The sequence below is a fragment of the Tateyamaria pelophila genome, assembly GCF_019966495.1.
In the GTDB taxonomy this organism is placed as follows: domain Bacteria; phylum Pseudomonadota; class Alphaproteobacteria; order Rhodobacterales; family Rhodobacteraceae; genus Tateyamaria; species Tateyamaria pelophila.
This window is the reverse complement of record NZ_JAIMIA010000014.1, coordinates 1-14,081: the sequence shown is the minus strand read 5'-3', so window position 1 is coordinate 14,081 and position 14,081 is coordinate 1. Positions and strand designations below refer to the sequence as shown.

Genomic DNA, 14,081 nt, shown 5'->3' with positions numbered 1-14,081 from the left:
TGAGAGCGCTGGTGGGTATTGGCGTTGCTGCATCTTTTGAACGAACGTCCAGAAAAGGGAGCGACGATGGAACGCCGACTTGCAGCAATACTTGCCACAGACATGGTTGGCTACAGCAGACTGATGGAAGCTGATCAAAGCGGCACCATCTCGCGTCAAAAGGCGCATCGCCGGGAGTTGATCGATCCCGAGATCGAACGAAATCGCGGCGCCATCATCAAGACCACCGGTGATGGTCTGCTCGTCGTGTTCCCCAGCGCAACAGACGCTGTTCGCGCCGCAATCGACATTCAACGGGGCATGGTCCGGCGCGAGCGCGAAAGCACGGAAGAGACCCGCATCAGGTACCGCGTTGGCATAAACGTCGGGGATGTTGTTTTCGACGAAGGTGACGTTTTCGGAGGTGCGGTGAATGTCGCCTCCCGACTGGAGAGCATGTCCGAGCCTGGCGGAGTTTGCGTATCGGATGTCATCTATCACTTGGTCGAAGACAGCCTGGACGAGCCGTTCAAGAACCTTGGCTCACAGCGGGTCAAGAACATCACGCGCCCGGTACTGGTTTGGCAGTGGACCCCTGATACGGATTTCGGGGATGTCGATGTTGTCGAAACGCCGCTCAATCAAAGAGTGCAATTCTGCATTGCCCCGGACGGTGTCCAGATTGCCTATGCCCGTGTCGGAGAAGGTCCGCCGCTTCTGAAGGCACCAAATTGGCTCAATCATATCGAATATGAATGGCGCAGTGCTGTCTGGGGCCCGTTTCTGGCCGGATTAGCCAAGAACCATGAATTGGTCCGGTTTGATCAGCGCGGCGGCGGATTGTCCGACTGGGAGGTCGAGGACATCTCCGAGGCGGCGATGGTCTCTGACATGGCCACGGTGGTCGAAGCCGCCAAACTGGAGCACTTTGCCTTGTTCGGGGTGTCTCAGGGGTGTTCGTTCTCCATCCGCTATGCGGTCGAACATCCGGAAAAGGTACGGTGTCTCGTGCTGCTTGGTGGATTTGCCAGAGGCGCGCTCAACCGGAGTTCCCGTGAACAGGAAAAACTGTTCGAAGCGTCACAGACGATGATCACGGAAGGCTGGGGTTCAAAAAATCCTGTCTATCGTCAATTCTTTACGGCCGGATTCATCCCGGACGCCACGTCGGCGCAAAAGTCCGGTTTCGACGAATTGCAACGCGTGTCGGTTGGACCGGATAACCTGGCGCGCATCAACAGAATGAACGCCTTGGTCGATACCACGGAGCTTGCAAGACGGCTGCGCGTTCCAACCCTGGTCTTGCACTCTGAGGGTGACAGGCGGGTGCCATTGGAAGAGGGGCGTAGGCTTGCCGCATTGATCCCGGACGCCCGCTTCGTTGCCCTGAAGGGAAACAATCATGCGCTCGTCGAAGGGACGCCCTCTTTCGACCGATTTTTCGAAGAGGTCCACGCCTTTTTGAAGGAGCATGACAGTTGAGAGCGTAAGACCAACGCCAAGGCGTCGTTTGCACTTGTGCATCGCTGTTCGGACGAAACGCTGGCCGTTACCATCGAGAACGGCCTGATGCAGTCATGATGGCACATGTCAAAAGCAACCCAGCAGCAGTCTTCGGTTGTACCGGAGCGCTTGCGGACAGACCAGCAGCTTCGGCGTCGCGCGATTGATGCCGGGGCCGATCTTCTCGCCGGAACTGTTCATTTGTCTACCGCGTCGTCCATTGCTCAGACATCACGATGTGCCAAACATCCGTTCTCTTTTCAAATCGGACTGTTTGGCCGCAGACCGGGTTTCATCCGAAAAAATTGGACACAGTGTCGATGACCGATCTGCGAAAGCCGCGCTGCCGCACCGGCTCATCTGATCACGTCATCGGCTTTAATTGTAAAGCGGACTGAAACGTACGCACTCGGCTTGGGAACAGTTGTCAATTCAACAACTCTGGCTATGATCCGCCTACTACGAAAAATGGGAGGATGAAAATGTTTAGGGAAACCCTCGTCGCTGCGGCGTGTCTGTCGGTTTTGGGAACTGCTGCGTTGGCGCAAGAAAAGATGCGGATTTCGCTACAGCTTCCGCTGACGAGCCATCTGGGTGAGAATCTGGTGCTGTTCGAGAAAGAAGTCGAAGAGCGCACGGGTGGCGCAATTGACGTCGAGATTTACGACAGTGCCACGCTTTACAAAGACAGCGAAGTGCCTGCGGCCGTTGGGTCCGGATCGATCGAAGCGGGCGTTGCGTCGCTGACGCGGTACGTGGGTGATGCGCCGGTGGTTGACGTGTTCTACATGCCATTTCTGTTTAACACCGAAGAAAAGGTGCGCGCGGCTGTCGCCGAAGGTTCAACCGTCCGGGACGTGCTGGAAGCGGAAATCGCCAAGACCGGTGGTCAGGTGCTGTACTGGCAGGCCTATGGTGGCGCGATCTTGTTGTCGCAAGAAGAACCGATCCGGACGCCTGCTGACCTGGAAGGCAAGAAAGTCCGTGTCTTTGGCAAAACGCTCGGCGATTTCGTGAGTGCCGCGGGTGGCGCACCAACGCTGATTTCGGGATCTGAACAGTACCTTGCCTACCAGCGTGGCACCGTGGATGTCGGCATGACCGGGGTTTCGGGTGTGAAGTCCCGCAAACTTTGGGAAGTGATGGACACCATCACCAAGACAAATCACGCGGATATCGAATTTATCGTCGTGGTCAACACGGAGTGGTGGGACAGTCTGGACGCTGAAATCCAGGGCCATATTCGGGATGCGGCCAAGGTCGCCCAAGACGACGTGCGCGACCGGATGAGCCAGATCGAAGCCGACGCCTATGCGGCGGCTGAAGAGAACGGCATGACCATTGTCGAGTTGTCGGACGAAGAACTGGCCGCATGGCAGGCCGTCACGCAGCCCGTTTACGACAACTATCTCGAAGCCACAGGCGAAGCGGGTCAGAAGATTTTTGACGCACTTGGCGTGAACTCCGGCTCGTAAACGCTTTTCTCAAACCCTTTGGAAACGGGCGGTCTTCGGGCCGTCCGTTCAATGTGCATATGTCCTTGATAAGCCGCATTTCCCATCTGGCCTGCGTCATTGGCGCAGTGTTGATGGCCGCGACCGGTGCCATGCTGACCTATGAGGTCATCGCACGGTATTTCTTTATCAAACCGACCATCTGGGCGGCCGAACTCAGCCAGCTTTGCCTGGTTTGGGGCTGTCTTCTGGCGATGGCGCACTTGCTGACGCTGCGGCGGCATATCACGGTGAATGCGGTGACATCTCTCTTGCCCGATACCGGACAACGCATCTGCGCCTATATCGCCTTGGTTGTGGTGATCGTGTTCTCGGCGATCGTGGCCGTTTGGGGCTTTGATATTTTCTACACCAGTTTCGAGCGGGGGCGCACAACCGGGTCGCTCATGAATATGCCGATCTGGATTTCAGAAGCATCGGTGCCCATCGGCTTTGGGCTACTTGCGCTGCAAGGCGTGGTCGAACTGTTGCGTCTGAAAGACGCCGACAGCGCCAGTCTGGGGGCAACACACGAATGACCATTATCCTGATCCTCGCGGTTCTGTTCATTGTATTGCTTCTGGGCGTACCTGTGGCTTTTGCGCTTGGGGGCATGGGGCTTGGCATGCTCATATTGGGCGGCTTTTCCCCTCTCATGGCCCCGCAATCGATCCTGTCGACCCTGAACGGGTTTATCCTGCTGGCGGTGCCACTGTTTCTCTTGATGTCGAACCTGCTGCTCAAAGGCGGGGTGGGGCGCGATCTCTTTGCTGCGGTGCAGGCCTGGGTCGGTCATTGGCCCGGGGGCCTTGCCGTCGCGACGATCATCAGTTGTGCGCTTTTTGCCGCGATTTCCGGATCGTCGGTGGCGACCGCGGCCACCATTGGCACCGTTGCCATCCCCGAGATGATCAACCGTGGGTACGAGAAGCGTTTCGTGTATGGGCTGCTTGCGGCGGGAGGTACGCTGGGCATTCTGATCCCGCCGTCGATCCCGATGATCGTCTATGGCTTTGTCACCGAACAATCGGTGATCGCATTGTTTCTTGCCGGGATTGGGCCGGGTCTTGTTCTGGTGACGCTGTTCATCATTTTTGCGATGCTGCACGCCAAACTGTCCGGCAATTTCGAAGACATTCCCAAGGCCACCTGGCAAGAGCGCATGACCGCGTCAAAGCGGGCGCTGCCTTCGGTGGCGCTGGCCACTCTTGTCATCGTCGGTCTGTATTCCGGTGCATTCACCCCGACCGAAGCGGCCGCGATCGGCTCTGCGGCGGCGCTCTGCATCGTTGCGTTCTGGCTTCGGACCCTGACATGGGCAACCTTTTGGGAGGCCATTCGTGAATCCGCGATCACCACCGCAGCGATCCTTCTGATCGTGGCCGGGGCCAAAGTTTTCGGAAAGGCCATAGCACTTTACCGTATCCCGCAGGACATTTCGGCGTTTCTCGCCCAAACCATCGACGGGCCGATCATGTTCATCATCGTGGTGTCTGTGGTGCTCTTGTTGATGGGGCTGGTGTTCGAGGCGCTGTCGATGATCCTGATCATGACACCTGTTCTTTTGCCGGCCGCATTGGGTCTTGGCTTTGATCCGATCTGGTTTGGGATCTACATGGTGATCATGGTCGAATGCGCATTGATCACGCCGCCGGTCGGGTTGAACCTGTACGTCATCCAATCCGTTGCCCGCACATCACTCGGAAACGTGGCGCGGGGTGTTTGGCCATTCCTTGGGTTGATGCTCGTGACGGTGGGTATTCTCTACGCTTTCCCGGACCTTGCTCTCTATATTCCATTCAAATGGTGAAATCATGAACCACACTAAAACGCTGCGCGATTTGCTGGCGCAAGATAACTGCAACATCATGCCGTGTTGCTTTGATGCGCTCTCCGCGCGGTTGATCCAGCAAGAGGGCTATGCGTTGACGTTCATGTCGGGCTTTGCAGCCTCTGCCAGCCGCATTGGTGCGCCCGATCTGGGGTTGATGAGCTATGGCGAAGTCGTCGATCAGGCCCGCAACATCACCGATGCTGTCACGATCCCCCTGATCGCGGATGGTGACACCGGCTATGGCAATGCCATGAACGTGCGCCGGACGGTTGCGGGTTTCGCCAAGGCAGGTTGCGCATCTGTGATGATCGAAGATCAGGTTGCACCGAAACGCTGCGGACACACACCGGGCAAAGCCGTTGTGGCCCGAGACGAAGCGTTTGACCGCATCCGCGCTGCCGTGGATGAGCGCGAGGCGCTGCGCGCACAGGGGGGCGACATCCTGATCCTCGCCCGCACCGATGCGCGCCATGAACACGGGTTATCCGAAGCCATTGATCGCGCCGCAAAATTTGCAGAGCTTGGAGCCGATATTCTTTTTGTTGAGGCTCCACAAACCGAGGCTGAAATGCGCGAGGTTTGCGCCAACCTGCCGGGTCCGAAAATGGCCAACATCGTGGAAGGCGGCGCGACGCCGGACTTACCCAACGCTGCGCTGCACGATATCGGCTATTCCATCGCGGCCTATCCTTTGTCGCTGATGGCCTCGGCAATGCAGGCCATGGTGACGACGCTGCGCGCGATGCGAGACGACGCGCGCCCGAACCAGATGGATTTCTCCGAACTGCGCCAGCGTATTGGATTTGACGACTATTACGAGGCATCCGAACGCTATGGGTCCTCCAAGCGCACTTGACGCCATACATCCGGCAAAGGGCGTGCCACGTGACCGTCATATTGCCAAACAAACGCGCGGGAGATCGTTCCTGATACGTAGATTTGTAGATAACGTAGCAGCATAAACTCATGCTGTATTTCGAGTTTCGGAGGATCAGATCCCTTGGACACCTTCAAGGTTACTTATTTCGATGTTGCAGGGAGCCGGGGCGAAGAACTTCGGCTGGCCCTGACAATCGCAGGTGCACCCTTCGAAGATGTCAGGATCAAGCGCCCCGATTATCCGGCTCTGAAGACAAACCATCCATTTCCATCCTTGCCTGTGCTGGAGATCAACAACCAACACAAGATCGCTCAGACAAACGCGGCCTTGCGCTACATTGGTCTGATGTTTGATCTCTATCCCACCGATCCGTTAGCAGCGGCTAAAACGGATGTGGTCATGGATGCCGTTGAAGACCTGCGCCACAAGGTGTCACCGACGCTGAGCATGCGCGACCCGGTCGAAAAATCGGACGTCCGGCAGCGCATCGCAAAGGAATACATTCCGCATTGGGGCAGAGGCATCGAGGAACAGTTCTCAACAGGCCCGTTTCTTTCAGGGGACAAACCGGGCGTCGCCGATATCAAGCTTTTCGTCTTGGACAGATGGATTGGCAGCGGGATGATCGATGACATTCCCGCAGCCGTGTTTGATCCGTTCAAATCACTGAAGCGCGCCGTCTCAGCCGTCTCTCGCCTGCCGGTCTTGAAAGGTCGGTATAACTGAGCTTGTTGGAGCGCACCGGGCGTGACAATCATCTCCGGGGGTGCATAGTTCTCCCCATGGACGATGCCACGGTCACAAGCTTTCAACAGCGTCGGCTTGCCGCGATCATGGCCACCGATGTGGTGGGCTATTCCCGCATGATGTCCAGCGATGAATTGGGCACATTGCAGGCCCTCAAATCCCATCAGGAAGATGATTTGACGCCTGCTGTCGCGGCCTATAGTGGACGGATCGTGAAATATATGGGCGACGGTGCGCTGATCGAGTTTGCCAGCGTTCTGGACGCGGTCGCCTGTGCGTTGGACATTCAAAACATAACGAATGCGAAGGCCGCGACATGCCCGGCAGAAAAACAGATTCTGTTGCGCATTGGAATTCACCTTGGCGATGTCATTTTTGAAGGAAATGATGTCTTTGGAAACGGCGTCATTACAGCCGCGCGGCTTGAACCGTTGGCGGATCCGGGCGGCATTTGTATCTCTTCGCTCGTCAAGGAAAGCATCCAGAACCGGTTGGAGGCGACCTTTGAATATGCCGGTGATACCGCGCTCAAGAATCTCGATGGGAAGGTGAGCCTCTATAAATGGCGGCCCCACGCGCACGCGCCACCTGACAATGCTGCCCCGCAAGGCCCTCGGGCCGTTCAGGCGGCCACAGCCTCTATCGCCATTCTGCCGTTTGACAACCGGTCAGGCAGCGCCGATCAGGACTATTTTGCGGATGGGATCACCGAGGATATCATTACGGATCTGTCAAAGCTCAACGGTCTGAAGGTCGCGACGCGGAATGCAAGCTTTGGCTTCAAGGGAAAAGACGTCGATATTTTCTCTGCGGGTCGCCACCTGAATGTCGAAACGGTTATGGAAGGCAGCGTGCGGCAGTCGGGAAACCGCGTGCGTATCACCGTGCAACTGGTGGAAATCGCATCGCGGACATCGCTTTGGTCTGAACGGTTTGACCGTGAACTGAACGACATCTTCGAAGTGCAGGACGAGGTGGCGCGGCAGATTGTCGACGCGATGGGGCGTCAGTTTTCCGCCCGGATCGAGCAACCCGGCAGCGGGATGCACCAGACCTCGAATGTTGCGGCACATGACGCCTATTTGAGGGCGCGCTTCCTTTCATCCATGCCTGACCTCACGCCCGAGCAGTTTCGCATCGGGGTGGAATGGCTCGACAAAGCAACTGGCTACGACCCGAACTATGCCAAACCATTCGCGCTGTTGGCAATTTTTCGCGTCTTGAGCCATCTGAACGCCAGCTTCCAAGATGGTGAAGGCCATGAGTTGGAGCGGGCGGAAGCTGCCGCGTTGACGTCGGTAAAACTGAGCCCGAACGAACCCGATGGCTATCAATCCTTGGCGATCGTGCGCCAATGGCAGGGGGAAAGAGACGTCGCCCTGTCGCAGGTCACACATGCCATCGAGTTGAATCCGGGTCAGGCTGAATATTATTTCACCCGCGGTTCGATCCTCGTGGGATTGGGGCGCCCCGAAGATGCGATCAGCGATCTTGAGCAAGCGAACCGGCTGGACCCGACAAACACGCATCAGACTTTGCACTATCTTGGGCTGGCCCATTTGTTTCTTGGCAATCTCGAGAATGCAAAGCTGATGTTCACACAAAGACTGAGCTACGCCAAGGACACCGATGTCGGCCGTGCAATGCTTGCGGCGACTTTTGGTCTTTTGGGGCAGTACGAAGACGCGCGCAGGGTTTGGGCGGATCTTCGGAATCTGAACCCGGATTTCGATACTGAGGATCGCTTGTCGAAATTCAGATATAGCAGAGCCTCCGATATTGAACGCATCAGATCGGGGCTTTCCAAGGCGGGTATTCTGCCCTGACAAGGGTTGGAAACAGGAGGCCGAATTGCGGTCTACGCCGTTTTTCGGGAAATGTCCGCTTGTTGCCTGGTACGATCTTTCGATCGGTGCACCGCATCTATTGATGTGGAAAATCGTTCATGTCAGGGTTATCGACGCGTACCACCTCGGGGCGGCCCACCATTCCAGACCTTTGTCAGGCATCCGCATCTTGGCAATGGAGCCTGCATTTGATCCCGCGCCGCCGAACGCCATGCGTCCGGTTCGCAACAGCGTCTAAACCGTTGTGCGTTGACGTCCCCGCCGTCATGGCAGCACGAGCGTTACAGTCAGGCCAGGGGCGGCGTCGGAGAGGGTCAGCTTCCCGCCGGCGGCCTCGGCAATCTCGGCGGCGATGGCAAGGCCGAGGCCGGTGCCGGTTTCATCGGCGCGCCCGTGGCGGGCGATCAGGGCTGCGCGGCGGTCGGCGGGGATGCCGGGGCCGTCATCCGTTATGCTCAGCAAGGTCCGCGCCTCTTGCGCCCGCGCCGACACCGTGACGCAGGATATGGCGTGACGGGCGGCGTTCTCGGCCAGCGCACCAAGCGCCTCGGAGAGGTCAGCGGGGTCCAGAGCCACACGCATCCCCTGCGGGATGTCGATGCGCCAGTCCAGCCGATCTCCATCGGGGGTGCGCCGGAGCACCGCGAGCAGCCGCTCAGCCACCTGACCTACATCGGCGCTGACATCGCTGGCACGGGCGGCAGTGCGGGCGCGGGCCAATTCACGATCCACAATGCGGCGCATGGCGCGGGCGGTGTCCTCGATCCCATCCGCCTGCTGGTCGGCGCCGGCCGCGCGCAAGCGTGCGGCCTCGCCCATCAGGGCCTGCAGCGGGGTCTTCAGGCCATGGGCCAGGTCGGCCGCCCGGGCGCGGGCGCGGTCGGTTTCTGCCTCGCGTGCCGTCAGCAGCGCGTCGATCTCGCCCGCGACCGGACGCAGTTCGACGGGCCAGTCTGTGCCGACCCGTTCTGCCTGCCCCGAGCGCAGAGCAGAAATCCGAGCGCCGAGGCCTTGCAACGGCCGCAGGCCGATCCAGAGCTGCGCCCAACCCGCTCCGGTCAGCACCAGAGCCAACAAACCCAGATAGGGTGCGAGATCGGCTATGAAGGCGCGTCGCGCGGCATCGAGTTCCGCCGCCTCCATACCCACCGCAACGCGTGCGGGCCCACCCCCCAAGCGCGCTGTCAGCATGACGGAGCGCTCCAGAACCAACAGCGTCGCCCCTTGGGGCCCGATCAGCCGGTGCACGTGAATCCCCCCGTCGCCGAGGTCATCCACCGGAAGGTCCAACGCGCTGTCCCACAAGGAGCGGGACCGCTGCATGCCATCAGCTCCCTCGATCTGCCAGTAGAGCCCGCCATAGGGCTGCCGGAACCGGGGGTCTGCGGGCGGGCGGGCCAGTGTCAGACCGTCCTCGCCCCGCTCCAGCCCGGCCAGCACCTGGTCGAGTTGCACGCTCATCTCCGCCACCGCACGGCGTTCCACATGCCCACCGAAGAGTTGCGACAACCCGAAGGCCGCCAGTCCGAGTGCGGCGAGGATCGCGATGGCCCCGGCCAGTGCGAGGCGCATGCGCAGGCTCATGCCGTCTCGAGGAAATAGCCGAAGCCGCGCCGCGTGCCGATCACGCCCTGCCCGAGCTTGCGGCGCAGCCTTGCGATCACCGCCTCCAATGCGTTGGCTTCGCGGGCATCGTCATCACCGTACAGGTGTTCAAGCAATTCGCTGGGCGGTACGGGACGGTCCAGATGTTGCATCAGGTAGGCCAGAAGGCGGTACTCCAGCGCAGTGACATGCACCGGGGTGCCGCGCACCGCCACGCCCATCCGGTTGGTGTCGAGGCTCAGATCGCCCGCTTCTTGCAATGCCCCCGCGTGGCCACCCGCGCGGCGTACCAGTGCACGGGCGCGCGCCACCAGTTCCTCCATGCGGAAAGGCTTGGGCAAGTAGTCGTCGGCACCCGCCTCGATCCCTTCTACCCGTTCCTGCCAGGTGCCGCGCGCGGTCAGCACCAGCACAGGCATGGCGCGTCCGTTCGCGCGCCATCGCTTGAGTACGGCCAGTCCGTCCAGCCCCGGCAGGCCAAGGTCCAGCACGACAAGGTCGTAGTCCTCCGTATCGCCAAGAAACCACGCATCCTCGCCGTCCCCTGTTACCTCAACCCGAAATCCGGCGCCCGTCAGCGCGCCCACGATGTCGGCAGCGATGCGGGTATCGTCTTCGACGGCCAGCGCGCGCATCTCAGTCGTCCTCCTCCCGCTCCAGGTCCAACACGGTTGCCGTGGCCGCGTCGATCTCCATCTCGTAGAGCACTCCCTCGGGCGTCACGAGTTCCAGTTCGTAGACCCAGCGGCCATCTTCGCGCTCCAATTCCACTTCGATCACGCGGCCCGGGCGCACGGTTCCGGCGACGGCAAGAATTTGTGACAGCGGCAAGATTTCGCCGGCTTCCAACGCGCGGTGTGCGCGGTCCTGGTCGTCGCGATCAGCCAGCGCAGGACCGGTCAACAGGGCTGTAAGGATGAGAGCACGGCATATCATGGAGGCAGTATCTACCGCAGCCGTCCTGACAGCAAGCTGACAGCGGTGATCAGGCTGGTGTCAGGCGGTGCCGTGCAAAAGGGGACATCGGCGGCCAAGGGGGCTGCCTTGCAAAACGGAGATACGATATGAAACGCACCATCCTCTTCACCACATCGCTGGCAACGGTCGTCGGCCTGTTCACCCTGGGCGCGACCGCGCAGCAACAAGACAGTGCCGCACCGACACAGGCACCGATGAGCATTGCCGAGATCGCCACAATGCTGAAAGGCAAAGGCTATACCATCCGTGAAATCGAACTGGAACGCGACCGCTATGAGGTGGAAATGATCGACGCCGCCGGGATGCGCGTCGAGGCTTACCTGAACCCGGTCACGGGCGCTGTGTTGCCCTATCGGGATGACGATGATGACCGCAGCGAGCGGGATGACGATTGATGGCCAAGCCTGCTGACACAGGCACGGTGCGGGTCTGGGATCCCCTGATCCGCATCGCCCATTGGGCTCTGGTGGCGGGGTTTGCCATCGCCTACCTGACCGAAGGTGAACCGCAATGGCTGCACAGCTACGCCGGCTACATCATCGCAGTGGTGGTCGTCCTGCGACTTGCCTGGGGGTTTGTCGGTCCGCGTTCCGCCCGGTTTTCTGATTTTGTCACCGGGCCGGGGCAGGTGATCGCCTATTTGCGCGGCCTCGTTACCGGTCGGGCCAAGCGCCATATCGGCCATAGCCCGGCAGGCGGTGCCATGACCGTGGCGCTGCTGCTTGCACTCGCCCTGACGGCGCTGTCGGGTATGGCCACCCTGGCCGTCGAAGACGGCGAAGGTCCTCTGGCTGGTCTCGTCACGGCCCAGAGCCTGCCCGCATGGGCGATGGAGGACGAGGATTACGGTGACGGCGAGACAGGCGAAGCCTTTGAAGAGATCCACGAGATCGCCGTCAACGCCACCCTTTTGTTGATCGTACTACACGTTGCGGGAGTTGTCGTGGCCAGCATGGTACATCATGAAAACCTCGTGCGCTCAATGCTGACAGGGCGCAAGCGCATCGGCGAATAATATGTGCCGGGCCTGTCCCACCGGGCCCGGCGATCTCAATCGATCGGACCAGTATCCCGGCTTTGTCGAAGGCTCACACTGGGACCGCGCGAGGCCAATGCGCTGGATATGGCGAAAATTCGTGCGGGCATCCTTAAGACGAAGATGATGTTTCGGTCCTTCACGGTGGGCAGGTTGACGAAACTCTTTTGCAAGGCATTGCCCACAATGTGGGTCGACGCCAGCGGCTCATGACCAAACTCTTGTCGTCAGAGCAGCCACAAAATAACGCCCGTCACAACAGCGCCGAAGGTCAGGATGCTGGCCAGCAAGAGCATTTGCTGGTTTGACGTCGCTTCGACGTCGTGGTCACGCATCCGGTCATTTGCCTTATGACATTTCCTGACCGCCGCCCAAAAGATGAGGACCGCCACGAGAATAAAGATTTCCGCCGCTGCCTTCGCAACGTAAGGATATTCCGTATCCTGAAATACAGCTTTCAGCCCCAACGCGAGCGCGACGCACGCCATGCCGGTTCTCATCCACCCGGCAAATGTGCGTTCGTTTGCCAGAACAGTGCGGTCTTCGGCCCAGGCGGTGCGCGCATCGGCCATTTCGGTTGAATCAGGATCATCTGGCAAATCAGTTTTCGTCATTTCATCTTTCCAGACTTGTTTTCATGTCGATATAACCGTTTTAACGGGCTTATGCACTCGCAGCCCCCAAAACCTGTCGGGATCATCTTCGGCAGGCGAAGCGTGCGATGAACCATTAGCATCTGAGCAACATAACAGGGACGCTCCATGACAGGTTCCGACCGGGGCAGATGCCTGATGTCGAAGTTCCTGCGGGACAACGCGGGCGGGCCCCACAATTCTGCGTCAGCTTCGTACAGGCAGGATGGATATCAGTGTCCCGGCGGATCAAGCAGAGACGGTGAAGGCTTTGAAGTGGCCTTTGCATGGCCTGTTGAAGAAGCTTTCAGCTGGACTTGGTATATCTCGGGGCTGCCAGTTCAAATTCCGTAGGACGTGCCGGGCTTCTGCCGTTTCTGTAAACGTTAACGCGTCTTGCCAGATGTATTTTTCTGAAACAACCGGATGGATCAGTTCCAGTATCGGGCCGAGACATTCGGATCCTTCGCCACTTGGTCAAGCACGCGGATCCGCATCGTTGTGGCGCGTTGGAGCATTGCGCAGCTGACCGGGTGCAATCGTTCACCCAAAGAGCTTGCCTAAGGCAACACCTGCATCCATTCTCGGTTTCATTTGCATTTGGAGGAGCCGTTTATGGAGCTTACTTTGGACTCCGCCCTGTCCGCGGGCGCCTTGGTTGGCCATCTGTCCTATCTGTTGCTTGTAATCTCGATGGTCATGCGTGTGATGTGGGTTTTGCGTGTCCTTGTTATTCTGTCTGCATTTGTCGCCATCGCCTATGACCTGATTTGGTTAAAGGATCCCGTTGGTGTCTTTTGGGAAAGCCTTCTGGTGATCGTGAACATCGTCCAACTGGCCGTCACCTACTCACAGAATAGGTTCCATAAGTTCGACAATCTGGAATCCTCCTTTGTTCACAGCGCGTTCCCGGGCCTCAGCAACACGCTCAAGAGAAAAATCCTTAGAAACGGATGCTGGGAGCGAGCGGCGCCAGGTACCGAACTTACCAAGGCCGGAGAGCCAGTGACGCAACTCGTCTATATCGCGGATGGTGAAGTCGAAATCACCGTGAATGACAATATCGTCGGGTATTGCAGGAAAGGCGATCTGATTGGTGAACTTACGGTCCTCTCGGCGAATCCGGCGGTACTGTAACCTGACGTCTGGAAATTTAGTTGGAGATTGCGCTGAGAGCCCCTGCCGAGGCGTGCCCCGGCAGAGGGGATCCACTCTGGTATTCCATGGAATTGCAAAACCAACCATGGAGAACCGAAAATGGACAGACAGAAGGATACAGGCGTTGAGGCCATCTTGGAACAGTTGATCGAACAAGGCCCGAACGACATCGCGAGCGTGTTCGCCCGGGCGTTTGAACTCGCGATGCGGATCGAGCGCGAGCGTTTTCTTGGGGCCGGGCATTATGAGCGTACGCCTGGGCGGCATGGCTATGCCAACGGCACCAAGCCGAAGCGGATCGACACGCCCGCTGGCACCGTGACGGTTCAGATTCCCAAGACCGCTGGGCATGACGGCGAGGCGTTCTACCCACAATCACTGGAGCGTGG

At 59.0% G+C, this 14,081-nt stretch carries 15 protein-coding genes; 11 read left to right on the top strand and 4 right to left on the bottom strand.

What is annotated here, in order from left to right; genetic code table 11:
* Window positions 1-66: 66 nt before the first annotated feature.
* The 7 genes from LC354_RS06880 to LC354_RS06850 all read left to right on the top strand — a co-directional run bounded on the left by LC354_RS06880 (window position 67) and on the right by LC354_RS06850 (window position 8,262).
* The gene (locus LC354_RS06880; protein WP_223422327.1) at window positions 67-1,461 is read left to right on the top strand and encodes an alpha/beta fold hydrolase; all 1,395 of its coding nucleotides are present in this window, start codon (window positions 67-69) and stop codon (window positions 1,459-1,461) included.
* A gap of 503 nt (window positions 1,462-1,964) precedes the next feature.
* A complete protein-coding gene (locus tag LC354_RS06875) occupies window positions 1,965-2,957 on the top strand; it encodes a TRAP transporter substrate-binding protein (RefSeq protein WP_223422325.1) in 993 nt (330 codons plus the stop codon).
* 59 nt (window positions 2,958-3,016) lie between these two features.
* Window positions 3,017-3,514: a TRAP transporter small permease gene (locus LC354_RS06870; RefSeq protein WP_223422323.1), complete on the top strand. Its 498-nt coding sequence runs from the start codon at window positions 3,017-3,019 to the stop codon at window positions 3,512-3,514.
* The gene (locus LC354_RS06865) at window positions 3,511-4,785 is read left to right on the top strand and encodes a TRAP transporter large permease (protein WP_223422321.1); all 1,275 of its coding nucleotides are present in this window, start codon (window positions 3,511-3,513) and stop codon (window positions 4,783-4,785) included. Before LC354_RS06870 ends, LC354_RS06865 begins: the two co-directional genes overlap by 4 nt.
* A gap of 4 nt (window positions 4,786-4,789) precedes the next feature.
* Window positions 4,790-5,665 (top strand): isocitrate lyase/PEP mutase family protein, encoded by an 876-nt coding sequence (locus tag LC354_RS06860; RefSeq protein WP_223422319.1) that lies wholly within the window; start codon window positions 4,790-4,792, stop codon window positions 5,663-5,665.
* 144 nt (window positions 5,666-5,809) lie between these two features.
* Complete coding sequence (locus tag LC354_RS06855) at window positions 5,810-6,415, top strand: glutathione S-transferase family protein (protein ID WP_223422318.1); 606 nt, start codon at window positions 5,810-5,812, stop codon at window positions 6,413-6,415.
* 56 nt (window positions 6,416-6,471) lie between these two features.
* Complete coding sequence (locus LC354_RS06850; protein ID WP_223422316.1) at window positions 6,472-8,262, top strand: adenylate/guanylate cyclase domain-containing protein; 1,791 nt, start codon at window positions 6,472-6,474, stop codon at window positions 8,260-8,262.
* Window positions 8,263-8,547: 285 nt separating this feature from the next.
* Here LC354_RS06850 and LC354_RS06845 read toward each other — a convergent pair whose 3' ends face one another.
* From LC354_RS06845 to LC354_RS06835, 3 genes are read right to left on the bottom strand one after another with little or no spacing between them, the layout of a single operon-like run.
* Window positions 8,548-9,855, bottom strand: a complete 1,308-nt coding sequence (locus LC354_RS06845) for a sensor histidine kinase (RefSeq protein ID WP_223422314.1) — start codon at window positions 9,853-9,855, stop codon at window positions 8,548-8,550.
* Between the two features lie 8 nt (window positions 9,856-9,863).
* Complete coding sequence (locus LC354_RS06840; protein ID WP_223422312.1) at window positions 9,864-10,523, bottom strand: response regulator transcription factor; 660 nt, start codon at window positions 10,521-10,523, stop codon at window positions 9,864-9,866.
* 1 nt (window position 10,524) lies between these two features.
* The gene (locus tag LC354_RS06835) at window positions 10,525-10,824 is read right to left on the bottom strand and encodes a PepSY domain-containing protein (RefSeq protein ID WP_223422310.1); all 300 of its coding nucleotides are present in this window, start codon (window positions 10,822-10,824) and stop codon (window positions 10,525-10,527) included.
* A gap of 128 nt (window positions 10,825-10,952) precedes the next feature.
* Between LC354_RS06835 and LC354_RS06830 the strand changes: the two genes are divergently transcribed.
* Both LC354_RS06830 and LC354_RS06825 read left to right on the top strand, forming a co-directional pair.
* On the top strand, window positions 10,953-11,261 hold the full coding sequence (locus LC354_RS06830; RefSeq protein WP_223422308.1) for a PepSY domain-containing protein: 309 nt from the start codon (window positions 10,953-10,955) through the stop codon (window positions 11,259-11,261).
* Window positions 11,261-11,881 (top strand): cytochrome b/b6 domain-containing protein, encoded by a 621-nt coding sequence (locus LC354_RS06825; RefSeq protein WP_223422306.1) that lies wholly within the window; start codon window positions 11,261-11,263, stop codon window positions 11,879-11,881. Before LC354_RS06830 ends, LC354_RS06825 begins: the two co-directional genes overlap by 1 nt.
* Window positions 11,882-12,129: 248 nt before the next feature.
* Here the strand turns inward: LC354_RS06825 and LC354_RS06820 are convergent, their stop codons facing one another.
* On the bottom strand, window positions 12,130-12,516 hold the full coding sequence (locus tag LC354_RS06820; protein WP_223422304.1) for a YidH family protein: 387 nt from the start codon (window positions 12,514-12,516) through the stop codon (window positions 12,130-12,132).
* A 633-nt stretch (window positions 12,517-13,149) separates the two neighbouring features.
* Here LC354_RS06820 and LC354_RS06815 point away from each other — a divergent pair.
* Together LC354_RS06815 and LC354_RS06810 are read left to right on the top strand one after the other, a co-directional pair.
* Window positions 13,150-13,671, top strand: coding sequence for a cyclic nucleotide-binding domain-containing protein (locus tag LC354_RS06815; protein WP_223422302.1), 522 nt, complete (start codon window positions 13,150-13,152; stop codon window positions 13,669-13,671).
* A 120-nt stretch (window positions 13,672-13,791) separates the two neighbouring features.
* On the top strand, window positions 13,792-14,081 hold a 290-nt coding region (locus tag LC354_RS06810; RefSeq protein ID WP_223422300.1), incomplete at its 3' end, for a transposase.